18 protein-coding genes are annotated in these 24,255 nt (G+C 59.5%); 8 read left to right on the top strand and 10 right to left on the bottom strand.

Annotated elements, in window-relative coordinates; all coding sequences use genetic code 11:
- Positions 1–582, bottom strand: coding sequence for a shikimate kinase (locus tag NYR50_RS20740; protein ID WP_006310360.1), 582 nt, complete (start codon positions 580–582; stop codon positions 1–3).
- A gap of 187 nt (positions 583–769) precedes the next feature.
- On the opposite strand from NYR50_RS20740, the gene NYR50_RS20735 reads away from it, so the two are divergent.
- From NYR50_RS20735 to NYR50_RS20715, 5 genes are all read left to right on the top strand, one after another.
- Complete coding sequence (locus NYR50_RS20735) at positions 770–943, top strand: hypothetical protein (RefSeq protein WP_006310359.1); 174 nt, start codon at positions 770–772, stop codon at positions 941–943.
- Positions 940–1,935 (top strand): site-specific tyrosine recombinase XerD, encoded by a 996-nt coding sequence (locus NYR50_RS20730; protein ID WP_174010090.1) that lies wholly within the window; start codon positions 940–942, stop codon positions 1,933–1,935. Before NYR50_RS20735 ends, NYR50_RS20730 begins: the two co-directional genes overlap by 4 nt.
- A 63-nt stretch (positions 1,936–1,998) precedes the next feature.
- Positions 1,999–2,952, top strand: a complete 954-nt coding sequence (locus tag NYR50_RS20725; RefSeq protein WP_080829361.1) for an acetyl-CoA carboxylase carboxyltransferase subunit alpha — start codon at positions 1,999–2,001, stop codon at positions 2,950–2,952.
- A gap of 292 nt (positions 2,953–3,244) precedes the next feature.
- Positions 3,245–4,543, top strand: coding sequence for a L,D-transpeptidase family protein (locus tag NYR50_RS20720; RefSeq protein WP_174010093.1), 1,299 nt, complete (start codon positions 3,245–3,247; stop codon positions 4,541–4,543).
- A complete protein-coding gene (locus NYR50_RS20715; RefSeq protein WP_174010095.1) occupies positions 4,540–4,776 on the top strand; it encodes a sulfurtransferase TusA family protein in 237 nt (78 codons plus the stop codon). Before NYR50_RS20720 ends, NYR50_RS20715 begins: the two co-directional genes overlap by 4 nt.
- Before the next feature lie 234 nt (positions 4,777–5,010).
- Here NYR50_RS20715 and NYR50_RS20710 read toward each other — a convergent pair whose 3' ends face one another.
- Together NYR50_RS20710 and NYR50_RS20705 are read right to left on the bottom strand one after the other, a co-directional pair.
- Positions 5,011–6,174 carry a CobW family GTP-binding protein gene (locus NYR50_RS20710; protein WP_418138004.1) on the bottom strand — a complete coding sequence of 388 codons (1,164 nt, stop codon included), beginning with the start codon at positions 6,172–6,174 and terminating at the stop codon, positions 5,011–5,013.
- Positions 6,175–6,360: 186 nt separating this feature from the next.
- On the bottom strand, positions 6,361–7,479 hold the full coding sequence (locus NYR50_RS20705) for a D-alanyl-D-alanine carboxypeptidase family protein (protein WP_174010100.1): 1,119 nt from the start codon (positions 7,477–7,479) through the stop codon (positions 6,361–6,363).
- Positions 7,480–7,642: 163 nt separating this feature from the next.
- Here NYR50_RS20705 and NYR50_RS20700 point away from each other — a divergent pair, with 163 nt between their 5' ends.
- From NYR50_RS20700 to NYR50_RS20690, 3 genes are all read left to right on the top strand, one after another.
- Entirely contained in the window at positions 7,643–8,806 is a 1,164-nt protein-coding gene (locus NYR50_RS20700) for a M20 aminoacylase family protein (protein WP_174010101.1), read from the top strand.
- 725 nt (positions 8,807–9,531) lie between these two features.
- Positions 9,532–9,990: an Rrf2 family transcriptional regulator gene (locus NYR50_RS20695; protein WP_174010103.1), complete on the top strand. Its 459-nt coding sequence runs from the start codon at positions 9,532–9,534 to the stop codon at positions 9,988–9,990.
- A 54-nt stretch (positions 9,991–10,044) separates the two neighbouring features.
- On the top strand, positions 10,045–10,512 hold the full coding sequence (locus NYR50_RS20690; RefSeq protein WP_174010105.1) for an aspartate 1-decarboxylase: 468 nt from the start codon (positions 10,045–10,047) through the stop codon (positions 10,510–10,512).
- 33 nt (positions 10,513–10,545) lie between these two features.
- On the opposite strand, the gene NYR50_RS20685 is transcribed toward NYR50_RS20690, so the two are convergent.
- From NYR50_RS20685 to NYR50_RS20655, 7 genes are all read right to left on the bottom strand, one after another.
- Positions 10,546–11,067 (bottom strand): Rrf2 family transcriptional regulator, encoded by a 522-nt coding sequence (locus NYR50_RS20685; RefSeq protein ID WP_174010120.1) that lies wholly within the window; start codon positions 11,065–11,067, stop codon positions 10,546–10,548.
- 114 nt (positions 11,068–11,181) lie between these two features.
- Positions 11,182–12,543, bottom strand: a complete 1,362-nt coding sequence (locus NYR50_RS20680; RefSeq protein ID WP_418138003.1) for an MATE family efflux transporter — start codon at positions 12,541–12,543, stop codon at positions 11,182–11,184.
- Between the two features lie 31 nt (positions 12,544–12,574).
- Positions 12,575–15,961 (bottom strand): non-ribosomal peptide synthetase, encoded by a 3,387-nt coding sequence (locus tag NYR50_RS20675; protein WP_174010124.1) that lies wholly within the window; start codon positions 15,959–15,961, stop codon positions 12,575–12,577.
- A gap of 10 nt (positions 15,962–15,971) precedes the next feature.
- Positions 15,972–17,039, bottom strand: a complete 1,068-nt coding sequence (locus tag NYR50_RS20670; RefSeq protein ID WP_174010125.1) for an LLM class flavin-dependent oxidoreductase — start codon at positions 17,037–17,039, stop codon at positions 15,972–15,974.
- A gap of 39 nt (positions 17,040–17,078) precedes the next feature.
- A complete protein-coding gene (locus NYR50_RS20665; protein WP_418138002.1) occupies positions 17,079–21,641 on the bottom strand; it encodes a beta-ketoacyl synthase N-terminal-like domain-containing protein in 4,563 nt (1,520 codons plus the stop codon).
- A gap of 41 nt (positions 21,642–21,682) precedes the next feature.
- Entirely contained in the window at positions 21,683–23,920 is a 2,238-nt protein-coding gene (locus NYR50_RS20660) for an AMP-binding protein (protein WP_272448010.1), read from the bottom strand.
- Positions 23,921–24,008: 88 nt separating this feature from the next.
- On the bottom strand, positions 24,009–24,212 hold the full coding sequence (locus NYR50_RS20655) for a hypothetical protein (protein WP_174010131.1): 204 nt from the start codon (positions 24,210–24,212) through the stop codon (positions 24,009–24,011).
- Positions 24,213–24,255 lie beyond the last annotated feature (43 nt).

Below are 24,255 nucleotides of genomic sequence, written 5' to 3'. Positions count from 1 at the left end.
TCAGTCTTTCTGTTTAAGGCCGGCTAAAGCCGTCAGCACTTCGGTCGCGATGATCTCCTTGCGGACATCACGGGATTCGATGGTGACGTCCGCCTCCGCATAGATCGGATAACGTTTCTCCATCAGGGCAGCGAGCGTTGCCTTGGGGTTTTCAGTCTTGAGAAGCGGGCGGTGGTCGCGCTTGTTGACCCTCTCCCACAGAACCTCGAGATCGGCCTTCAGCCACAGCGAAATTCCACCGCGCCTGATATGGCCTCGGGTAGTGTCGTTGATAAATGCGCCGCCGCCCGTGGAGACGACCTTGGGACCGCCGCGCATCAGCCGCTTGATGACCCGCGTTTCCAGCGCCCGGAATTCCTCCTCGCCATAGGTGGCGAAAAGCTCCGATATCGTCATGCGCGATACGCGCTCGATTTCGACATCCGTATCAATGAAAGGAACCTTGAGCTGCTGGGCGACCATGCGGCCCACCGCCGACTTTCCAGCCCCCATCAGCCCGACGAAGACGATGTTGCGCCGTCCGAGCTTTGCCCGTGCTTGCTCCCCGAGTGTGGCCGGGACGGATAAATTCGTTTCATTCATAAATTTGAAAGCCCGTTTGGCATGGATATCTGCAAATGTTTACGAAGCGTCAAGCCAAATTGCTGACTGAATGGTGGTGAATCACAATCAACGCCGCATGCGGCGCGGGGTGGAGCGGGCGTTTTGATATTGTCGCCGCTTTCGCCGCACCGCATATAGATTTCGACCGCCACCCCACGGAGCCGCCATGCCAACCCTCTTCCGCTTCACGATGATACTGGCGACCATCGCGGGGCTGATCTATGGCGGCATGGTGCTGCTCGTCATGTTCGTTCAGCCCCGCGACCGCGAAGTGACCGTGCGCATCCCCTCCGAGCGACTGAACCCGCCCGCCACCGAACCGGCAAGGCGCACCCCATGAGCGCACAACCGATGGCAGGGCGCGACGGCGCGCGGCTTGAAAGTTTTCTGGAAATGATGAGCGCCGAGCGGGGTGCCGCCGCCAACACGCTCTCTTCTTATGAGCACGACCTTGCCGACCTGCGCGAATTTCTCGGCCGTCGCGGCCAGTCCCTGACGGAGGCGCAGACGCCCGACCTTTCCGCTTATCTCACCGATCTTGCCACTCAGGGTTTCGCCGCCACCTCGCAGGCGCGCCGCCTCTCCTCCATGCGGCAGTTTTACCGCTTTCTTTATTCGGAAGGGCTGCGCGGCGACGACCCGACCGGCATCATCGATGCACCCAGGAAAGGCCTTGCCCTGCCGAAAACCATGAGCGTCGCCGATGTGAACCGGCTTCTTGGTCTCGCGGCGCAGGAAGCGGCAACCGAAGGCCCGGGCCAGCTTGCCCGCATCCGCATGCATCTGCTGCTCGAACTGCTTTATGCAACCGGCATGCGCGTCAGCGAACTCGTTTCGCTGCCCGTCAAGGTGCTGCGCCAGGAAGGCCGTTTCCTGATGATCCGCGGCAAGGGCAACAAGGACCGAATGGTGCTTCTGTCACGCGCCGCCATCGAGGCGATGGAAAAATACGAGGCCGCCCGAAAGGCGCTCTCGCCGGAAAAAAGCAAGGCCGCTGCTTCCCAGAAAAAAACGGACACAGCTGAGAGCCCGTGGCTGTTTCCGTCGAACAGTAAGGAAGGTCACCTGCCCCGCCAGGTCTTCGCCCGCGACCTGAAGGATATTGCCATCCGCGCAGGCCTGACAGCGTCGGCGGTGTCGCCGCACGTCCTGCGCCACGCCTTTGCCAGCCACCTCTTGCAGAACGGTGCGGATCTGCGCGCGGTCCAGGAACTGCTCGGCCATTCCGACATTTCCACGACACAAATCTATACACATGTGCTGGAAGAACGCTTGCAAGAGCTGGTACAAACACATCACCCCCTTGCCAAACAGGGCAAAAACCTTGATTAGAGCGACCGGAACCGCCGGATAATCCGGCTCAAACCTTGCGCAAAACGATCGGAAACGGATCTCATGCACAATTATCTCGACTTCGAAAAACCTATCTCGGACCTTGAAGGCAAGATCATCGAGCTGAAGAAGCTTGCCGATGAAGACGAGAGCATAGACACCTCGGAGGAGATCAACCGCCTGGAATCGCGCGTCAACGATGCGATGCAGGACATCTATTCCAAGCTGAACGCCTGGCAGAAAACGCAGGTCGCGCGTCATCCGCAGCGCCCGCATTTCGTCGATTATGCCAAGGCCCTGTTCACCGATTTCACGCCGCTGGCCGGCGACCGCAAATTTTCCGAAGACGCCGCCATTCAGGCCGGTCTTGCCCGCTTCAATGGTCAGCCCGTCGCCATTATCGGCCAGGAAAAAGGTAACGACACCAAAAGTCGCCTGAAGCACAATTTCGGCAGTGCGCGCCCGGAAGGTTACCGCAAGGCGATCCGCGTGCTCGAACTGGCCGACCGTTTCTCGCTGCCGGTCGTCACCCTCATCGATACCGCCGGAGCTTATCCCGGTGTTGGCGCGGAAGAGCGCGGCCAGGCCGAAGCCATCGCCCGCTCCACGGAAATGTGCCTTAACGTCAAGGTGCCGATCGTCTCCGTCGTCATCGGCGAAGGCGGCTCGGGCGGCGCGATCGCCATTGCCACCGGCAACCGCGTTTATATGCTCGAACATTCGATCTATTCGGTGATTTCGCCGGAAGGTGCCGCATCGATTCTCTGGCGCGATTCGACCCGTGCCAAGGAAGCCGCGACCAACATGAAGATCACCTCGGAAGATCTGAAATCGCTCGGTGTCATCGATGGCATCATTCCCGAACCCATCGGCGGCGCGCACCGCGCACCGGAAACCGTCATCAGCGCGACCGGCGATGTTATCGCCAAGGCTCTGGCCGATCTTTCCCAGCGTTCCGGCACACAGCTGCGCGCTGAACGCCGCCAGAAGTTCCTGGATATCGGCCGGAACCTCTAGAGCATTTCCAGTAAAAGTGCGTCGCGGTTTTACGTCCGGAAAATGCGTTCAAAGAAAAACTTATATCACTTGGCGGTCCGAAGAACGGCCAAGTGATATAAGTTCGGCCTTAATTTCCGGCAAGATCGCCCCAACTCGGCCATAGTCCGGTCACATCAACAGATGTATCGGCGGCCGCGGGGCGGATCCGATTTGAGTTAAGAAGATGTAAACGGTTAATACCGTATTTAAATTGCACGCGGAACGGTATAGAACTGCCACCGTTTCGTGCCATCGTCTTTCGGATCAGATCATGCGTTTGACACATTTTGCCCTTCTCGCCTGCACCGCGCTTATTCTCACCGGCTGCAACGATACGCTTGAAACCGTCGAACGCGACGTTTCTCACGTCAAGAACAAGGTCGATTACCCCTTGTCTCCGTCCATTCTGGCCGAGATCGACAAGAAGGGCATGGATCGCAACTCGCCGATCATGATCCGCATCTTCAAGGAAGAGGGTGCTCTGGAGATATGGAAGGCAAGGCGCGACAATCGCTTCGAAAAGATCGCCGGATACGAGATTTGCGCATGGTCCGGCAAACTCGGCCCCAAGGTTAAGGAAGGCGACCGGCAGGCGCCGGAAGGTTTCTACAACCTGACGCCCGCGCACCTGAACCCGAATTCCAAATATTATCTCGCCATCAATACCGGTTTTCCGAACCGTTATGATGCCGCCAATGGTCGCAACGGCACCAATCTGATGATCCATGGCGCCTGCTCGTCGTCAGGTTGCTATTCGATGACGGATGCGCAGATTCTTGAAATTTATGGTTTTGCACGGGACGCCTTCAAGGGCGGTCAGAAAACCGTGCAGCTGCAGGCCTTCCCCTTCCGCATGACGGCGGAAAACATGGCCCGCCACCGCAAGAGCGAGCATCTCGAATTCTGGAAGATGCTGAAGGTGGGCTACGATAATTTCGAAGTCACCAAACGCCCGCCGGACGTGAATGTCTGCGAGAAGAAATATGTCTTCAACCAGCAGACGGAAGGCGGCAGCTTCAATGGCTCCGGCCAATGCCCGGCGATGAGCACGCCGCCCGCATTGGCAAGCGCGCTTTCGAGCTATGAAAAGACCTACGATCTCGCTTATGCAACGGCGATGAAGAAATATGACGGCATGGCCTGGTACGACCCGAGCGAGGCCGAGCGCAAGGCGCTGGTTGCCGAAAAGCGCAAGGGCCGCGAACCCGCCTATGCACCGACCGGCTCGGCGCTGAAGGCCGGCAAGCTGATGAAGGAAACGGAATATGCCGCGCTGATGGAAAAGAAGGCGCAGCAGGTCACGTCATCCTCACCCGCGACGACCGCAACCGCCTCCGCCCTGCGCGGCCCGCGTCCTTCGGCGGTCCAGCCCGCCACGGCGCCGCAATCGAACCCGGCGCCCGCAGCCCCGACCATGGTTGCAACGGCGGCGCCCGCAACAGCAGGCCAGACCGGCGCTACCGCCCAGGGTATACCGGTCCCGGCGATGAACCCGCTCGCCTATTCCCCTGCTCCGGCACCGGAAGCGCCGGAAAAGAAGCCGTTCTGGAAGTTCTGGGCCAAGGAATGAGCGACACGACCGATATCGTTTATGATTTGAGGGGGCTTAGATGCCCCCTTCCAGTTTTGAGAAGCCGCAAGAAGCTCGCCACCCTCAAGGCCGGCGATATCCTGACCGTCGAGACGACCGATCCACTGGCGGTGATCGATATCGCTCATATGTGCAATGAGGATGGGCATCGGCTGGTTGAAACCGTCGTGGTGGACAAGGGTCATCGGTTTCGGATTGTGAAGGGCGGGTAATTCGCGCGCCGCAGAGGATACCCCCCTCTGTCCTGCCGGACATCTCCCCCACAAGGGGGGAGATCGGGGGACGCAGCCGCTCGGTCAATCGCAAACGTGGTTATTGCGGTCTCAGCCGTCCGATAAAGATATTCTGAGCAGGTCGCTTGTCGATCTCCCTCCTTGTGGGGGAGATGCCCGGCAGGGCAGAGGGGGGGTAACCACGCCCACCGACCTCGCCCATCATGGCACGCCCTAAAACCGCAACCCCGAAACCGCCAGCGGATTATCCGTCATCGCCTGCCTGTCTGGCCGGTCAATACCCGGTGTGCCGGTGAAGGCAGCAAACAGGTCCTTCACGAAAGCCTCCGGCAAATCCTTCGTGATCAGCACCATGCGCGTGCGCTGATCGGCCGGGTCCGGCCAGGCCGCGAGGCGCTCGGGCGTGTGGAAAATGCTCTGCACCCCATGCAGTACCAAAGGCCGGCCCGGATTATCCGACAGTTTGACGATCGCCTTCATGCGCAAGAGCTTTTCGCCATGGGCCGAGCGCAGCAGATCCACGAACATATCGATCGCCATCGGCTCGATCGGCTTGTCATGAATGATCGAGATGGAGCGGATCGAGGCGTCATGCCGGTTCACATCATGATGATGATCGTGGTCTCCATGATGGTGGTGATGACCGTGCGCGTGATCGTGCTCATGCTCATGATCATGGTCATGGTCATGGTCATGATGAACATGACCGGACTCTTCGCCCAGCCAGCGGCCGACATCGGCATTTTTGCTGGAGACATCGTAAAGGCCATTGTCGAGAAGCCAGGCAGCACTCCAGTCGGCCTTGTCGCCATCCTCGATTGTCGCACGCGGGTTCAGCGTCTCAAGACGCGCCATCAGGGCGGCAATCGCAGAAGCATCGGCGAGCGTCCGCTTGGTCATCACCAGCCTGTCGGCCACGGCCGCCTGCTTCACCGCTTCCTCGTGATTGTCGAGTGTGAACAGGCCATTGACGGCATCCACCACCGTGATCATGCCGTTCAGCACGAAATTCTGCGCGATGACAGGATTGCCCATGACCGACTGCATGACGGGGGCGGGATCGGCAAGGCCAGTCGTCTCGATAACCACCCGTTTGACCGGCTTCAGCTTGCCGGTCTGGATACCATCCATCAGTTCAGCCAGCGTATCCACCAGTTCACCCCTGACAGTGCAGCAGAGGCAACCTTCGGCCAACTCGATGATGCCTTCGCCGGCGCTTTCAAGCAGCATGTGGTCGATGCTGACATCGCCGAATTCATTGATGATAATCGCGGCATCGCTCATCTCCGGATCTTTGAGAAGACGGTTGAGCAGGGTCGATTTTCCGGCGCCAAGAAAGCCGGTGATGATGGAAACCGGGATGCGATCGCGAGACATGTCTTGCCTGTATGGTGATGGCTACCCCCGGCATGACATAATGCTAGACAAGACCTGGAGCCGCACGGAACGAAAAGAAATCGCCCGTGGCTGGAAGCCACGAGCGGCATTGTAATATCATAACATGATCACGCTGCGAATACATAAACGCATTGCGGCACCGGGCTCGAGGCCCGTTTCCGCTGATCAGAATGTCGGGCGCGGGATCGGGATTGGCACATTGACCAGCTGGCCCTTGCCGGCCGCACCCTTGGGCGCGTTGACGGCCACCGTCTCGCTGCCGGGAATGAGGCCGGCGAAGGAATATTCCGGCGGGCGGGTCATTTCCGTCACATAGGGCGAATGGATGACCATCCGGCCCGCCTCGTCGCGACCTTCGCTGCGCACCTTGGCGGCCTTCGGGTTGCAGATTTCAGCGCTGATATCGTTGACCTCGGCGGTATCGCCATAGGGCGCCAGCGAAGCGAGCGAAACGCCCTGACCGGAAGGCGCGGTCAGCCCCATCTGCAAAAGATCGGCCGACTGGTCGGTGCGCCCGGCTAGGCTATCGGCACCCAGCACCACGGTAATGACGGAGCGACCGTTGCGCACGGCCGATGCCACCTGATTGAAACCAGAGGCGCAGATGAAGCCGGTCTTCATGCCATCGGCACCTTCGAAACGGCCGACGAGCATGTTGAAGTTGGCATAATTCTTCTTGCCGGTGGTGACACCTTCCAGCGAGAAATAATGGGCATATTCCGGGAATTCCCGCTTGATGATCAATGCCAGCAATGCAAGGTCACGCGCCGTCGTATATTGCCCCTTGCCCGGCAGGCCGTTGGGGTTCACGTAATGCGTGGAGCTCATGCCCAGACGCTGCGCCTGCGCATTCATCTGCGCGACGAAATTGTCGCTGGTGCCGCCGATGGTTTCGGCGATGGCCACGGCGATGTCATTGGCGGATTTGATCAGCAGCAGCTTCAGCGCGCTGTCCATGGTCAGCTTCTGGCCGGGCTTGAAATACATCTTGGAGGCCGGCTGGTCGGCGGCCTTCTTGCTCATCACCACTTCCGTCTGCGGGCTGATCTTGCCGGCCTTCATCTGCGAAAAGGCGATATAGGCGGTCATCAGCTTGGTCAGCGAAGCGGGATACCATTTGCGGAAGGCTTCCTGATGGGAAATCACCTTGCCGGTTTTGACATCCACCACCATTTTTGGATTGGCATTGGCCACGGGCGCTACGGCGACGACGCCTGCGGTGACGATGGCAATGGCTGCGGAAAGCCGGCGGGCGGCGTTGGGCGATTTCACTGTGTTTGGCAAGGCTAGTCCTCGAATTCCCGTCTTCAGTCGGGGAATGGCAATATTCACCATATATGTCCTAGCAATGGCAAAGTACATTGATTACGTCAATTATGCGGCGCACTATCCACCACGGAGGATGGCTTTTACCACATGCCGCACCGATGAACCCAGGAATGAGCGAATGCCGATTTTGAACAGAGCCGCCGAACTTCAGCAGGAAGTCAGCGAATGGCGGCATCACCTGCATGAAAATCCCGAAATCTTGTATGACGTCGACAACACCGCAGCCTTCGTTGCGGCGAAGCTGAAATCCTTCGGTGTTGACGAAATCGTGACCGGCCTTGGCCGCACCGGCGTGGTCGGCATCATCAGGGGCAATGTTCCCGGCAATCGCACCATCGGCTTCCGCGCGGACATGGACGCCCTGCCCATTCTCGAGGAAACCGGAAAACCCTGGGCATCGAAAACAGCCGGCGCCATGCATGCCTGCGGCCATGACGGCCACACCGCCATGCTGCTCGGCGCTGCCAGATATCTCACCGAGACCCGCAATTTCGCCGGCTCGATCGCCGTCATCTTCCAGCCCGCCGAAGAAGGTGGTGCTGGCGCGCTCGCAATGGTCGAGGATGGCCTGATGGAGCGTTTCGGCATCGATGAAGTCTATGGCATGCACAATATGCCGGGCATTCCGCTTGGCGCCTTCGCCATCCGCAAAGGCGGCATCATGGCGGCGCCTGACAAATTCTCGATCACCGTCAAGGGCCGTGGCGGCCATGCGGCACAGCCGCACCGCACCGTCGATCCGATCACCATCGGCGCGCAGATCGTCGGCAACCTGCAGATGATCGCTTCGCGCAATGCCGATCCGATCCGTTCGGTGGTGGTCTCCGTCACCCGCTTCCACGCCGGCTCCAGCCACAACATCATCCCCAACGAGGCCCTGATCGCCGGCACGGTGCGCAGTCTCGATGAAACGGTGCGCGATCTCGCGCAGGACCGCATCAAGCAGATGGCGGAAGGCATAGCCCTTGCCAATGGCGCTGAAGCCGAGGTCGTTTATGAGCGTTATTGCCCTGTGACCTTCAACCATTCGGCCGAGACCGACTATGCCGTCCGCGTGGCCCGCGATGTGGCGGGAGAGCATAATGTCGATCCCGATGTCGATCCTTCCATGGCGGGCGAGGATTTCTCCTTCATGCTGAAGGAAAGGCCGGGCTGCTTCATCTTCATCGGCAATGGTGATTCGGCCGGGCTCCACAACCCCAGCTACGACTTCAACGACGAAGCCATCGCCTATGGTATTTCCTACTGGGTAAAGCTGGCCGAACAGCGTCTGGCGAACTGACCGCCCGATAACGCATAGAAAGCCGAGGAAGAGATCGACCGCGATGAAGAACGCGGTTGATCCGCAGGCATCGTCAGGTTAAAGAGCAATTCAGTGTCCACGTAGCTCAGCAGGATAGAGCACAGGATTCCTAAGGTAAATTGGGGGTTGCGCCCGGAAACGACGCAATCGATCTGCTCAAAGTCGGGGAAAGCTTCGCTGGTCTTCCAGCATGCCAATCCCGAGCCAAGCTCCGGAGAAATCCGGTGAAGGTGTAGAGACTGGATGGGCAGCACCTAAAGGCCGCAAGGTCCACGGTGAAGGGACAGTCCAGACCACGAACGCCCTTATCCGATGGAGATGGGCGGCGGCGAAAGCCGAAGCGGTATGAATCCTGGGGTCGGAGGTTCGAATCCTCTCGTGGACACCATTTTCCTGAGAAAATTTCATTAATATCTGTAAAATATAAATTATTTTGCTCTTCGAGGAAAGCCATGCTCCTTACCTCACAATCATTACGAGACCCGCGATCGTTTCCTCACCGGTCCAGTATCAGGTGCTTCACATGGGCAATTACCGACCTGATACCAGACTGATTTTCCGGCGCGACGGAGGAAACCGACTTTACGACGTCGCTGTCCATCGCAATATTTTTATATGACAAAGTCCCAAAGGACGGATGCTGCTCGTCTAAACTACGAGAGGGAATTTGCACGTTCCGTTTCTCGGTGTGAGGAGAACATCTGATGTATCTGACCAGAGAATCTGAGATCGCAATCGGCATTCTGACCAACTTTGTCCATGAAGCGGAGGAAGCCCATACGACGGGGAAGCTCGCTCATCGGCTTGGGGTCACCAAAGATCATGCCGCGAGGGTGGTTGCCATTCTCGTCAGAAACGGTCTCCTGCAGAGCAGGCGGGGGCGGACCGGTGGGGTCGTTCTCAATGTCGACCCGGAAAGTCTTTCCGTCGGCATGATCCTGCGGGCAACGCAGCCAGTTCTCGTCCGGCGACCGCGCACGCGCAATGCCAATCCTTCCGGCACGACGGGCGTTTTCCACATGCTGGCGGAAGCAACCTCCGACTATTTCATCGAACTTGCGGACTCCTGCAAGATTGCCGATGTCGTTCCGACAAAGATCGGCAATTCACAGTGTCGCAGCCGGCGATTGGTGCCACCAGCACCAGTCCCCGGGAGAGACTGAGGCTGTCAGCCGGTCGAATGCGACAATTTGAAATCACGTTGAGGAGAGTCGCATTTGATACGCATCGTCAGAGCCAAGCTGCACGGCATCACCGTAACCGGAGCCGATCTCGATTATCACGGATCCATCACGCTGGATCCCGAGCATTGTGATCTCGCCGGGATCAGACCGCTGGAATTTGTCGACATCTGGAACAAGCAGAGCGGCGCCAGAATTTCGACCTATGTGATTTTCGGCGAAGCCGGATCGAAATGCTGCATCCTGAACGGCGCTGCGGCGCGCACCTGCCAGCGTGGCGATCAGGTCATCATATGCTCGTCGTCTTACGTAGAGGAAACGGCGCTTTATGACACCGCACCGATGGTGCTGACGTTCACGCCGAAAAACCATGTGAAAGACGTTCTGCGTTATCGCGTTAAGGAAACAGCGCGCCGCCCTTTCGATTTCTTTATCGAGACCCTGCCGCACGCAGAAAACTCCGATATGGAAGACGATAGCGTTGCGGATCGCGCCATTGCCTGAAAAGCGCGCCGATGTTCCGTCAATGAGGAACGCCTAGCTGCGGGTGCCAGACCGCCAGGCGATCAGAGGTTCCGGCCGGACATCGCCCGTCAGGGAGACCGTGGCCTGTTGGCTTGAAGCCAGCAGGCCACAATCAAGACAGCTGACACGCAAGTTGCTTTCAGGAGCGATCAGATCGGCAATCGTGAAGCGATCGAGAAGACGGGCAAAAAAAGACGAGGTCGTCGAGACGATGCGGCCGAGGAATGCTTCTGTTTCGGATTGAGGCGGTGCAAGCGCGTCTGCGCCCTCCCCAAGCAATTCGGGCTGTACCAGCCGCAGCACCTCGGTCAACTTTACCGTCTGTGGCTCCCTTGCCAGTTTCAGGCCGCCGCCCGGGCCCCGTTCGCTCTGCAGCAGACCGTTTCGCGCGAGCAACGCGACAACCTGATAGGTATGGTCTTTCGTCGCCCCGATTTCTTGCGCGACCTTTTGAACCGATACGATTTCGCTCTCCTGCCGCGCGCATACCGCAAGGATGCCAAAGGCGATTTCAGTCTGCCGTTTCAGATGCATTGCTTGTGAACGTCCTCATGGCGAGTGCAGGGATCGCCGACCCGGTGCTGAGACTATCGTGTTACATCGCGTCATTCAATTGTTCCATGCCGACCATCCCGCATGAGGGATGCGTCAGCCCGCCTCGTGCCTAACCCCGCGTGAGAGCCAGCGGTGCAGGAAAAGACTGCCCTTTACGGTCTCCTCTATGATCAGCGACAACCATACGCCCGTCACCCCGAGATTGAGGTAAAGGCAGAAGAACCAGGCCGTGGAAAGGCCAAGACCCCATGTCACGGTCAGGCTGGCGAAAACCGGCCAGCGGACATCGCCCACCGCCCGCAGCGATTGAAACAGGATCGTATTGAAGGCAAATCCCGGCTGAATGAATATTGTCAGAAACAGCAGGCTTCTGCATAATTCTATCACCGCGGGATTGTCGGTGAATAGCCTGATATAAGGAACCGTTGCGAGCCAGATCAGTGTGGCGATGGACGTCGTCGCGGCAGCGGCAAGGCTTGCGGACCGGAGCGCCTGGCTGGTCGCCGCCTCAAGCCGCCGTTCACCGAAACGGTAACCGATCAGGACCTCGTTGCTCTGGCTGATTGCCATGACGACGACGATCAGAAATGCCATGGCCAGCATCGTATAGGTGCGGCCCAGGACAGCCTCGACGCCGAATCTGGCAACCAGCCCCAAAAGAATGATCTGGTAAAAACTGTAGGCAATGTAATCGGTCACACTCGGCAAGGCGATTGCGATCATCCGGCGTGCAGTCGCAAGACGCGCGACCGTCTCGGCAAATGAGAAACGCAACCCCAGTTTCCGCATGAGAACCGGTGTCAGAACGGCTGTCGTCAGCACGCGAATACTAAAGGTGCCAAGTGCGGCACCAGTCACGCCCATGCCCGGCAAAGGCCCAACCCCCAGAATGAGAACCCATTCGGCGAGAAGGTAAAAAGCCGACACGCACACCCCGAATGCCAGGATCAACCTGCTGTGGCCGAACGCGCGCAGACAGGCAAGCCCGGCGGCTATGAAACCGTTAAAGACCATGCCGACCGCGACGATGTTCAGGTAAAGGCCGGCCTCATCATTGAGGGAGGTCGACCCGGCCAGCTGTTCAAGCACGAAGGGGCCAGCAACGACCAATGACAGGCCAAGCGCCAGCCCGACAAGCGTGTTGGTCAGGAGCGCCACCGCCACCACTTGCCGTGCCGCCTCCACTTCTCCTCGGCCAAGGTGCCGGGAAATGACGATGACCGCGCCGATGCCGACCAGCCCGGACAATTCGAAAGCGATCATCATCACCTGTTTGGCGACGGCAACGGCTGCCGCTGCTTCTGCCGAATAGGCACTTATGATTGCGGTATCGGCCAGATTAACGAAGAAGCTCAGCAGTGAATGAAGCAGGAGCGGAAAGCTCAGCTGGAAGAGGGTGGGCTTACCATGCGCATTTAAGTCTTCTTTATCGGCGGTTGCGGCGCCCTGTTCCATGGCTGTAATCCTGACAGACTTTATAGGCAGGTCAGGCGAAATTGCCTGACCTGATGCGCCGCTGCAATTGCCGTTCACGCCCCTTGCCCCTGGTGTCGCCTCGCCCACGCGCACTCTCTGGCGGCGCAGTCTTGCCGTGCTGCAGATCGATTATGTGGCCGGCCAGTGTTTCCAGTGTCGGAAAACGGAAGAAATCCGTGACTTCCAGCTCGATGCCAAGGGCATCCCGCACCCTGGCAGGCATGGCGACGATCAGCAGGGAATCGCCTCCCAGCTCGAAAAAATTGTCGTTGACGCCAATATCCTCGCGCTTGAGCATCTTCTGCCAGAGGGCGTGGAGGGCCTGTTCGACATTGTTTGCCGGAGAGGTGATTTCGGAAGCCGCCCGTTCCGAGCGATCCGGCAGCGGCAGACGTTTGCGATCCACTTTGCCATTCGCATTCATCGGAAACTCTTCCAGAAGGATGAAATGCGAAGGCACCATGTAACGCGGCAACCGGGCCGAAAGCGCCCTGCTGAGCCTGATACCCATGGCACCCTTGTCGACCGTGCCGGAGCGATCCTCGAGCAGAACATAGGCCAGCAGTTGCTGCTTGTTCGCGTCAAGCAGAACCAGTACCTGATCGACACCGTCCTCTTCCTGAAGCAGGCTCTCGATTTCTCCGACCTCGATACGATAGCCGCGCAACTTGATCTGGAAGTCGGTTCGTCCGACGAATTCGAGATTGCCGTCCGGCCTGCGCACGACGAGATCACCCGTTTTGTAGAGGCGGGAACCCGGCGTGGATGTCCGGTCATAGGGATCGGGAACGAATTTCTCGGCCGCAAGGGCCGGCCGATCCCAGTAGCCCCGGCTGAGACTTATGCCGCCAATGTGCAGCTCTCCCGGCACGCCTTCGGGAACGGGATCCATATAGGCATCGAGTACGAGGAACGAGGTGTTGTCCAGACGGCCACCGATCGGCACCTTGCCGCTTCTGGAATGGGCCTCCTCCACCAGCAATGCGCCCGCCCAGATCGTCGTTTCGGTCGGACCGTAGACATTCCAGAGGGAGCCAATCTTTTGAATAAGCCGGCCGGCAAGCTGCGCATCGAGAGCCTCGCCGCCGCAAAGGCCGGTGAGGGATTTTTTCCCCTGCCAGCCGCTGTCCAGCAGCATTCGCCAGGTGGCGGGGGTCGCCTGGAAATGCGAAATATCATGTTCATCCAGTGTCCTTCCCAGCCTCTCGGGTTGAAGCAGAAGGTCCGGTTCACGCATGACGGCCGTGGCGCCGACGCTTAATGGCCAGAGCATCTCCAGAACGGAAATATCGAATGCCGGCGTCGTTACTGAAAGCATTCGGTCTCCAGCCCCTATACTGGGCTGGCGCGCCATTGACTGGAATTGATTGAGCAGGCCCCGGTGCGTAATCGGCACCCCCTTTGGTCGCCCGGTGCTGCCGCTGGTGTAGAGGATATAGATGTCACTGTTATCAGGCATCGCCGGAAGCGCGGCATCCGGCTGGTTCTCAAGATGATGAACAGGATCGATGCAGGTAATGCCGGGGAAAAGCCCCGCATTATCAGTCAGCACCAGAACCGCTGCGGCATCCTCCAGCACGTAACCGATCCTGTCTGCCGGGTGGCGCGGATCGATCGGCACATAAACCCCGCCAGCCTTTATGATCGCAAGGAAAGATATGATGCCGCTCGCCTGCCCCGGCAGCGAAACCGCGACCCGCATTCCCGGTTTCACCGGATTCTCCAGCGTCAGAAGTGCCCTTGCGAGATTATTCGACGCCTCTTCGAGCTGACTATATGTCCAGCTCCGGTCGATGCATTCGACGGCAATCTTTTCGGGATGGAGACGTGCCGCGCCGCTTATCAGGTCGTGCACACCCTTGACCGGGAGAGGCCGCGCCACGAGCGCGCCCGATGAGAGAAGAGCTTCGCGCTCGCCGGCGGAAATATAGTTGAAGGTCGGCAAAAGCGCGTCGGGGGAAGCAACGACCGAGCGCAGCAGGTTTTCGAAATGCTCCAGCTGCCGCTCCATGCGCACCGCCTCGAACCGGCCGGACCGGTATTCGACGGTGACGAGCGCACCCGACGCACGCTCCATGATCATCCAGCTCATATCGAGCTTTGCTTCCGCAACCGGTATCGCTTCCTGCCTTACCCGCAGGCTGGCATTGCCCAGATCGAAGCCCTGCGCATTCTGCTGCCTGTAGCCCTGCGTCTGGACCTGAAGGGAAATCTGGAACGGTGAATTTTCCACCCCTTCGCGGTTACTGCCCAGCACATCCATCAACTCCGCAAAGGGATAGTCCTGATGCTCCAGGGCATTGGCGAAGTCTTCCTGTATACGTCTCGCCCAGTCCCGGAATGACATGGCGGGGCTGAGATCGTTGCGCAACACGACCGTATTGGTAAACAGGCCGATCAACCCTGCCATATCGGGATCACCCCGCCCGGCAACGGGCACACACACGGCAAGATCCCGGCGACCGGTATAACGGTGGTGCAAAAGCTGGAAGATGGCGGCAAACACCACAAAGGTCGTGGTGCCAAGTTTGGCGGCCAGAGCCGACACTTGCGCCATCAGCTCCTGTGAAATCTCCTTCACCAGCGTCTCGCAGGCCATATCAGTCGTTTCATGGCGGGGATAATCGGCGGGAAATTCCTGCGGCTCGAGATTTTGCAGCCGGTTGACCCAATATTGTTTTTGCCGCTCGTAGTCCCTCGTGCCGGACCATTTCTGCCTGGCGCGGACAAAGTCGCCATAGGATCGCGGCAAGGAATCGAGGACCGGTTCCTGACCGTTTGCGACCGCGGCATAACACAACGAAAATTCACGCATCAGAATGCCGCGGGACCATCCGTCGGCAACCGTGTGATGAAAGACGAAGACGAGAATATGCTCGTTTTCTCCAAGCTGCAGAAGATGCGTCCGCATCAGCGGCGCTTTGGACAGGTCGAAAGCTGTGCGGGCGATCCGGCCTATGGCCTCGTCGCAATCGGCAACAGACCTGTTACGGCAATCGGAAACCACAAGTTCGGGCTCCACATCACCGAGAACCTGCTGCCAGGGTCTTCCCTCTTCAAGCGGAAAAGCCGTTCGCAGCGGCTCGTGCCGCGCAACAAGAATCTCAAGCGTGCGGAGGATCGCGTCGTGGTCCAGCGGGCCGTCGATATGCCATCTGAACGGAATGACATAGGCCGAGCTCTCAGGGAAAATCTTCTGCTGCAGCCAGAAATGCATCTGCGATGATGTCAGCGGCAATCGCCCGGCTCCGCCAGCCGCATCGTCGCCCTCCGGTGCGACATCGTGCCAGGACATGCCGCGCGCCTCTATCTGCGAGCGCAGCCGTGCCCGCTGTTCCGGGTCAAGATTTGCGATGCGGTTACGCAATAGAGCGATCGTCTCGGCATTCGACATCATCGCAAATCCTTCAGACCGCTCTGGCAACGCGCATTGGCGGCCGGTTTGCTTCCACGAGTTTCAGCAGGAATGGCAGGCTGCCCATGACGAGGTCGTAGTCCTGGACGAAATCGATCAGGCAGGCGATTTCATCGACGCCCATCTCCGCCAATGTGTCCACCGTCGACTGGCAGCTTTCGGGCGTACCGATCAGCGACCTGCCTTTCATGAAACCCTCGATGCCGAATTCGATCAGGCTGTCGAGATCCTCATCGCTGAAATTATCAAGCGTTATGTCGACACCCATGCTCCGCCCAAGGCCTTCAAGCAGGTGATAGTGCGTGCGGAGATAATCCCCGAACGGCTTGGAAACATTGGATTTTACTTTCCGGGTATCCTCACCCAGGAAGGTGTGGACCATCATGCTGACCGTCCCCGCGGCCGGATCGTGCCCATGTTTTTCCCGAGACTTGCGATAGGCCGCAATCTTGGGCGCAAGCGACTCCGTCGTTTCGCCGAGCAAAGCCGTCAGGACGTTGAGGCCCCGGCGGCCTGCTTCGATGAAAGTTTCCGTGGACTGGCAAGCAACCCAGAAGGGAATGCGCGACTGCACGGGCCGTGGCAGGGTTTTCGCCTCGACGATATTGCCGTCCGCATCCTCGAACGAGACCGCCTCGCCGGCAAGCAGCCGGGTGATCTGTTCATAGGAGCGCCACATGGTGCTGCGGCGGTTGCCGTGCGGCTCCTTCGAAAAGACGAACTCGTCTTTCGTCCAGCCGGCCGCAATCGCGATGCCTGCCCTGCCGCCGGAAAGATTATCGACGACCGCCCATTCCTCGGCCACGCGGGAAGGATGATGCAGGGCCGCAACAACGCTGCCAGCTCTCAGTTGCACCTTGCGCGTGACCATGGCCAGCGCGGCACTGACAATCGAAGGATTGGGGTAAAGACCGCCAAATGCGTGGAAATGCCGTTCCGGCACCCACAGGGCTTCGAGGTCGTTTGTGTCCGCAAATTGCGCGCTATCCATCAGCAGACGGTAGTTTTCCTGACCCGGACGCGATCCGTCACCGTCAAAATAAAAAAGGCTGAATTTCATCAGAATGATCCCGATTGTGTGTGAGCGTTGTCGGCGTCTTCAACGACCGGCCTCGACGTCATCAAGCATCGAGGCGAGCATATCCGCCTCCTTGTTGCGGGCGTCGAGACCCTCCTGAATGACCCTGGCGAGGCCGGCGGCCGTCGGCGCGTCGAAAAGCAGGGCACGCATCGGAATTTCAACGTCAAAGCGTTTTCGAAGCCGCGCGACGACCTGAATGGCGAGCAACGAGTGACCGCCGAGTTCGAAGAAATTATCGGCGACGCCGATACCGTTTATCCCGAGAAGCTCCGCCATGATGGCGACGACGTCTTCTTCAAGCGGCCCCTGCGGCGCGGCATAGGCGGCCGATACCCCGCTGCGGGCTGATTTCTGGCCGGTCGCCACAGCGCCGTCGGCATCCTGAACATCCGCTGCCGGGCGGTTTTCGAGATCATAGGGCGTGACCACGACTGACGCCTGTGAAGCCTCCGAAAGGACCTGCGCCGTGACTTGCCAGACCTCCTCCGGGTTTATTTCCCTGTGGGCCGCATGGTCAGCCTCCGTCGCGTGGACCGAGGCGCAGGCATCCCAATTGACGGATTTCCAGACCGGACCGGACGCGCGCCGTTTTGCGGAAACGAAAGCATCCAGATAGGCGTTTTCGGCGGCGTATCGGCCAAGCCCGGTGCCACCAACGATCGATGACAGCGATGACTGGACGAGCACGAAAATATCGCTGCGCGTTCCGACCACATGATCAAGAGCATCGATAGCGCCGGACTTTACGGTCTGAAGGCTTTTCATGTCGAAATTGTCACTGCTGAGCAGGCCGAAATATTGGTCGCCCATGGCGGCTGTGTGGAAAACACCTTTCACCCGACCAAGGTTTTTCTCACCCTCCTCCAGCGCAGACCGAAGCCATGAGGCATCGCTGACATCGCCGGAAAAGAGAAGATAGTCCTTTCCGGGCGTTCCGAGCGACCGGAGCGTCTGGATAAAAAGGCTGACCGGATGGCGGGGGCTGTGGGATGCAAGCCAGCGCTCCCAGTCCGGCACCAGCGGAATTCCCGCGCGACCCGACAGAATGACTTTCGCCCCGGCTTTGATGAGGGCACGGGCATAGACAAGACCCAGCCCTCCCAGAAGTTCGCCGATGACGAGATAGGTTTCGCCGCGCTTTGCGACAGCGCCATCTGCCGCCTCGCTGAGTTCGACACGCTCATGGGAGAGCGAGAGCAAAATACCGTCGCGGAGAGCATAAATCCGCTCTCCTTCGACAAACGGCGAGGAAATCACGTCCCGAAGGTCCCTTGCGGCTTTTGCGTCCGGCAGACCCTGAAAATCGATACTGCGGCACGACAATCCCGGCAGTTCCTGACCCAGCATGCGCACCAGCCCGTTGATCCGGGCTCTTGCGGGCTCAACGGTGTCGGCGGCGAAAATCCCATGCATGGAGCGGCCGATGAATGTCACATCCGGGCGCAGGTTGCCACGGCCAAGCGTTCCGGCAAGAGCTAGCGCAAAATTCCACGCGGCATCCGGCAGGTCCGTCTCCGCCAACCCAAACCCGCTGACGATCTGATCCGGCGTCCAGTTCTTTTCGGCAAGATCATCGAACAGGGAAATGAGATGCTCCGCTTTCGCCGGATCAATCGTATAGGCTTTCTCGGAGACGCTGAATGTTACGCCCTCACGAACCACAACCGCATCGATCCCGTCCGGAATATCGAAAAGAGCCTCAGCACCGAAAACAAGCCAGCGGCCTCGAGCGCTTGACGCCGCCCCGTTTTTCAACGGCCGTGTCTTCCACACCGGCTGATGGAACCATTCGGCCAGCGGCCTGCAGGTTGCGGGAGGGGCTACTTCCTGCCCACCAGCGGGCGGCGCGATCCAGTATGACATACGCTCGAAATGATAGCCCGGCAAGCCAACACGGCGACGCGGCAAGCCGTCGTGAAGCGCCTCCCAGCTGATATCGATGCCTGCCAGCCACAGCTGTCCGAAGGCCAGCAACGCATGGTCGGCAGCATCAGCCGTTCCGGCTGCATCCGGCAATGACGTGACGATGCGGCAATCATCATTTGCCTGCTGGCGCGCCAGCCTTGAAAGCGTGGAGCCGGGCCCAACCTCCAGCAGGACGGGAGCGGAAAGTTCGAGACTATGTCTTATGCCGTCGCTGAAATTTACCGCCCTGCGAAGATGTTGGGTCCAGTATTGTGGATCGCAGGCCTCGTCGGCCCGCAGCCAGTTTCCGGAAAGATTCGACATCACATCGATTGCCGGCGCAGAGAGAGCGATGCCGTCGAACAGGCCCGCAAACTCCTCGAGAATCGGCTCCATCGCCGCGCTGTGAAACGCATGCGATGTCCTGAGCAGCCGGCACCCGACCCCGTCCTTCTCCAGACGTTCGGCAAAACGATGCAGAACCTCCGTGTCGCCAGCGACGACGCAGCTGCCCGGCCCGTTCACCGCGGCTATTTCCAGCCCCCCATCCAGCCGGGCGCTGAGATCGGCCTCGGGCAGCATCACCGACAGCATTGCGCCGGCTGCGCAACCCTGCATCAACCGCCCCCGTGCCAGCACGAGGAACATGGCATCTTCGAGGGAGAAAACCCCCGCCACGCAGGCAGCCACATATTCACCGACGCTGTGGCCGATCATCGCCCGCGGCTGCAAACCCTTCTGCATCCACATTTTGGCCAGCGCATATTCAACGGCGAATAAAGCGGGCTGGGCGCGGTCGGTGCGGTCCAACCCGGTATCGGAGGCATCCGCCACTGCAAGAAGCAGTGGGCGGATTCCAAGATCGTCCGGCATCAGTGACAGGCATTCATCCAGCGCGGTCCGGAAGTGTTCCTCACGCTCATAAAGCGACCGGGCCATTCCTACATGCTGGCTGCCCTGACCCGGAAACATGAATATCAGACTTGGGTCATGCTGCGAGATCTGGCCAGTTGCGAAACCGGGTCCGGATGCGGCTTTCAGTTTCTCGGAGGCATCGGATAATGTCGTCGCGACCGTGATGGAACGGTGGTTGAAGGTCTCGCGCCCCGTCTGCAGCGTATGGGCCACATCGGCAAGGGAAACCCCTTCATTTTCTCCGATTTTCGCGAGCGTATCCGCAAGGGAAGATTGCATTGCGGCGAGCGAGGCGGCCGAACGCGCCGAGAGCGGCAGCATCAGCGCGCCCGCCTCGCCTTGCGCCGATTCCTGTCGTGCGGGTGCTTCCTCAATGATCACATGGGCATTGCTGCCCCCCATGCCGAAAGCGCTGATGGCGGCACGGCGCGGCCTGTCGGCATCGGCTTTCCAGTCGGACTTGCCTGCGGCCACCCGGAAGGGACCGCTTTCAAAATCGCAGGCGCTGCTGGGTGTCGTGAAGTTGCCGCTTGCGGGCAGGCATTCGTGCCGCAGCGCAAGGACGGTCTTGATGAGCCCGCCAATGCCGGCCGCGGCATCCATGTGCCCGACATTCCCCTTGAGCGAACCGATGAGGCAAGTCCGGCCCTCGGCCCGCAGCGACGGCCCGTAGATACGGTTCAGCGCGGTCAGCTCGATAGGATCGCCTATCGCGGTCGCGGTCGCGTGCGCCTCGACATAATCCACCGCCGATGGCGCGATGCCCGCATTGGCCAGCGCTTTCTTGAGAACCGAAGCCTGACCTTTGACGCTCGGCGCCGTCAACCCGACCTTGGAGTTGCCGTCGTTACCGATCGCCGACCCGGCAATGACGGCATAGACCGTATCGCCAGCCGCCTTCGCATCGCCGAGGCGCTTCAGGATCACGGCGCCAACGCCATTGGTGAATATGGTGCCATTCGCAGCCGCATCGAATGGCCGGCATTGACCGTCTGGAGCACCGATGCCACCCGGCTCATAAAGATAACCGGCAGGTTTGGGCTGGCCGACAGAGACAGCACCTGCCACCGCCATCTCGCATTCACCCGACAGCAATGCCTGAACGGCGAGATGCACCGACACCAGCCCGGTGGCGCAGGTTGCTTGGACGCCCACACTCGGACCATCAAGATCGAGATGGTAAGCGACACGCGATGCGATCATGCCGGAAACATTGCCGAGCCCCGCCTGCAGCGGTGCCACGCTGTCGCGCAGGGTGGGGTCGGAATGGATATGGGTGAAGTGATAATTCAGCGAACCGCCGGCATAAACGCCCGTGCGGCCCCGGCTCTTCCCGCTTCCGTAACCGGCATGTTCCAGCGCGCTCCAGGCGCATTCCAGAAACACCCGTTGCTGCGGATCAAGCAGCTGGGCTTCCCTTGGCGCATAACCGAAAAAACCGGCATCAAAAGCGGTCGGGTCGCTGAACCCGCCCCAGACCCGGACATAGTCGGGCTGTCCCGACAATTGCGGATCGACGCCGGCGCTTTCGAGATCGGCATCCGTGACCGCCGTCAATCCCGAGCCGCCATCGGCAAGCAATTGCCAGAAAACATCAATGTCATCGGCACCGGGAAACCGTCCTGCAAGGCCGATGATGGCGACGCGCTCATCCTGGCGTGTCTGGAAAATCTCCAGACGCTCCCGCGCGTCCCGCAATATTCCGAGCAATGTCGCCTGATCGGGCTGACTACCGGCCCCGGCCTGTTGTTTTACGTTCATCGGCGATGGCTCCGATCATCGATTGCATGAAAAGCGTGAGATTATTTTCGGCCTGTTCCAGCCTGCAGAAGTGACGACAGGGCAGCCAGTTCGGACGACAGGTCGGTTTCTTCCGGCGGTTCATCCGGCCGGGAATTCTGCGTCGGCTGCTCTTGCACCTGCACCGTTACATCGGGGGTGAGGAGATCGTTGCACAGATGCTCCACCAGCGCATCGATCGTCGCGTGCTCGAAAAACAGCGTCGGCTGCGTTCTGACACCCAGTTCGCGCTCCAGCGTTCCGGCAAGGCCGACAAGCGCCACGGAATCCAGTCCGAGATCAAAAAAACCGGCATTTGCAGCGGGCAAGGTTCCAGCAGGAAGACGGGAAAGCCATGAGACTTCCTCCCTGATCCACTGCCGAAGCAAAGCCGGATATCGGGATCGGTCAACCTGCGCCAATTGTTGCGCCCAGTCCGCAACCGCACCCGGCTCGGCAACGGGCGTGAAATTCGCCTGCGGGGCGGCCTCCCAACGCTCGACCACCTTGAGATTGCCGTTCAGCAAATCCTGGCGGCAGGCAAAACGCCGCACCTTGCCGCTTGGCGTGCGCGGCAGGCTGCTGGGGCGGATGAGGACGATGATGGCGAGCTTGAGCTTGTGAACACGGGAAATGGAACCACGAATGGCTTGCAGCACGGCTTCGGCATCCAGATTGCGCAAACCCTCACGCGTAAGCTCACAAACGAGACCGACCTGCTCCTCCCCGTCCACATCAAGCGCGAAAGCGCCCGCTCGCCCCTGCGCAAGTGCTGAATGCGAGGAGAAGGCTGTCTGCTCTATGTCCTCGGGATGATGGTTCTGCCCCCTGATGATGATGAGGTCCTTGAGGCGGCCGGTAATGAAATATTGCCCTTCATGGCGAAAGCCGAGATCGCCCGTTCGGCGCCACCCACCTTCACCGGCAATTTTCTGGTCGAAGCTTTCCGCGCTTGCTTTTGCCCTTGCCCAGTAACCGGGCGTGATATTCGGACCCCGGATCCACAATTCGCCGACCTGCCCATCATCGAGCAGCCGGTTTTCCTCGGGTTCCATGACAACAATCTCTATATCCGCCCCGGGACGTCCGCAGGCCGCCAGTTCGATTGCATCATGCTCGTCCGCTCCAGCCGGGAGCGGCAGCGCCGTTCCCTGTTTCGCCAGAGTTTCGCGCTCGAAGCACCGCAATTGCGGAGGATCGGATGGGGCGTTTCCAGTCAGGAAAAGCGTGGCTTCGGCCTGGCCATAGCAGCAATAGAAAGCGTCGTGCCGGAAGCCATGGTCGGCGAACAGGGCGCTGAAGCGCCGCAGCGTGTGCGGGCGCACGGGCTCCGCCCCATTATAGGCGATGCGGACGGCGGAGAGATCAAGCTGTGCTGCCCCTTCAGCACTGTAGCGGTCGGCGCAATGTTCATAGGCGAAATTCGGCCCGCCGATAATGGTCGCCCTGTTTTGCGTCGCCAGCTCAAGAAACCGCAGCGGCCGCCGCAGAAAGCTGGCAGGCGCCATGATCGACACCGGAAATCCGTTGAAGATCGGCGACAGGATGCCGTCGATCAGTCCCATATCGTGATAATGGGGCAACCACGTCGCGGACCGATCCTCGGGACCATAGTGAAACGCAAGGCTGATCTGCCGCAGGTTGGCCATCAGGTTGGCATGGGTGACCATGACGCCTTTCGGATCACTGGTCGAACCGGACGTATATTGCAGAAATGCAATCCGGTTTCCGTCGAGAACCGCAGGCGCGCTTGAGGAAGGCGCAAGATCGCGCAGCGGAATATTCGGATCGGCGCCTGAAGGCGCAAGGCAAAATCCATGACCGACGGCCCTCTGGAGCGGTTCGAGCAGCTCCTTCAATTCGTCAGCGCAAACGATTCCCGAGATGCCGGCGTCTTTCGCAATATGCAACCAACGGTGTATACCTTCATTTCGTCGCGGCGCCGGGACAGGCACCGGTACGGCACCGGCATGCAGGCATCCGAGGAAGGCTGCGATGAAGGCGAGACCAGGCGGATAAACGATGAGAACCCGGCCGCCCTGCCCGACGAGACCCGTCCTGGAAACCTCATCGGAAACAATCTTAACGCGAGCATTCAATTCGCCCCATGTCCAGCCGTCACTACGGCTTTCACCGATCGCTCCCGGGTCATCGGGATAAAAACGGAACGCCTCGTCTGCCGGCCGTTCCGCGGCGATATCCTCAAGCCTATGTATTATAGTTATAAAATCGCGTCCTCCAGATGGCTTTCGAGCGAACATCGGTATGATCTGCATCTGAAAAAACTCCTGACGTCCGGCCATCACTATTCGCGAAGAGCAACCATAGGATGCTCATCGTTCTGATTGCTCACACTCGATCGTCAGCGGCATGCATCGCTGCCGGCTGCGTCTCGATGACAACAATTACCTCTTGCATATAATTCTTGAATCGCTTAGTCAAGAATAAGAAATTGAAATTGAAGACCGGTTTCAGGCGGCCGAATATGCAATTGATAGTTGTTTCAGCAATGCGGACGATGCTGCCCGACGCCAACCCGGAAGGGCTCACCATTCATTCTCCGGATCGCGTGAAGCTGACAAAGCCAAGGGGCGGC

This window comes from Agrobacterium sp. El2ro-1b (assembly GCF_048298475.1).
Classification (GTDB): Bacteria; Pseudomonadota; Alphaproteobacteria; order Rhizobiales; family Rhizobiaceae; genus Agrobacterium; species Agrobacterium fabrum.
The sequence above is the reverse complement of the archived record's forward strand: the minus strand, read 5'-3'. Positions and strand labels throughout refer to the sequence as shown.

Bases quoted from the DNA above. Each gene is read 5' to 3' on its own strand.
- NYR50_RS20740 (WP_006310360.1), bottom strand. From the start codon at position 582: ATGAATGAAACGAATTTATCCGTCCCGGCCACACTCGGGGAGCAAGCA.
- NYR50_RS20700 (WP_174010101.1), top strand. From the start codon at position 7,643: ATGCCGATTTTGAACAGAGCCGCCGAACTTCAGCAGGAAGTCAGCGAA.
- NYR50_RS20695 (WP_174010103.1), top strand. From the start codon at position 9,532: ATGTATCTGACCAGAGAATCTGAGATCGCAATCGGCATTCTGACCAAC.
- NYR50_RS20735 (WP_006310359.1), top strand. From the start codon at position 770: ATGCCAACCCTCTTCCGCTTCACGATGATACTGGCGACCATCGCGGGG.
- NYR50_RS20665 (WP_418138002.1), bottom strand. From the start codon at position 21,641: ATGAACGTAAAACAACAGGCCGGGGCCGGTAGTCAGCCCGATCAGGCG.
- NYR50_RS20660 (WP_272448010.1), bottom strand. From the start codon at position 23,920: ATGTTCGCTCGAAAGCCATCTGGAGGACGCGATTTTATAACTATAATA.
- NYR50_RS20680 (WP_418138003.1), bottom strand. From the start codon at position 12,543: ATGGAACAGGGCGCCGCAACCGCCGATAAAGAAGACTTAAATGCGCAT.
- NYR50_RS20675 (WP_174010124.1), bottom strand. From the start codon at position 15,961: ATGATGTCGAATGCCGAGACGATCGCTCTATTGCGTAACCGCATCGCA.
- NYR50_RS20710 (WP_418138004.1), bottom strand. From the start codon at position 6,174: ATGTCTCGCGATCGCATCCCGGTTTCCATCATCACCGGCTTTCTTGGC.
- NYR50_RS20715 (WP_174010095.1), top strand. From the start codon at position 4,540: ATGAGCGACACGACCGATATCGTTTATGATTTGAGGGGGCTTAGATGC.
- NYR50_RS20720 (WP_174010093.1), top strand. From the start codon at position 3,245: ATGCGTTTGACACATTTTGCCCTTCTCGCCTGCACCGCGCTTATTCTC.
- NYR50_RS20730 (WP_174010090.1), top strand. From the start codon at position 940: ATGAGCGCACAACCGATGGCAGGGCGCGACGGCGCGCGGCTTGAAAGT.
- NYR50_RS20725 (WP_080829361.1), top strand. From the start codon at position 1,999: ATGCACAATTATCTCGACTTCGAAAAACCTATCTCGGACCTTGAAGGC.
- NYR50_RS20670 (WP_174010125.1), bottom strand. From the start codon at position 17,039: ATGAAATTCAGCCTTTTTTATTTTGACGGTGACGGATCGCGTCCGGGT.
- NYR50_RS20685 (WP_174010120.1), bottom strand. From the start codon at position 11,067: ATGCATCTGAAACGGCAGACTGAAATCGCCTTTGGCATCCTTGCGGTA.
- NYR50_RS20655 (WP_174010131.1), bottom strand. From the start codon at position 24,212: ATGGTGAGCCCTTCCGGGTTGGCGTCGGGCAGCATCGTCCGCATTGCT.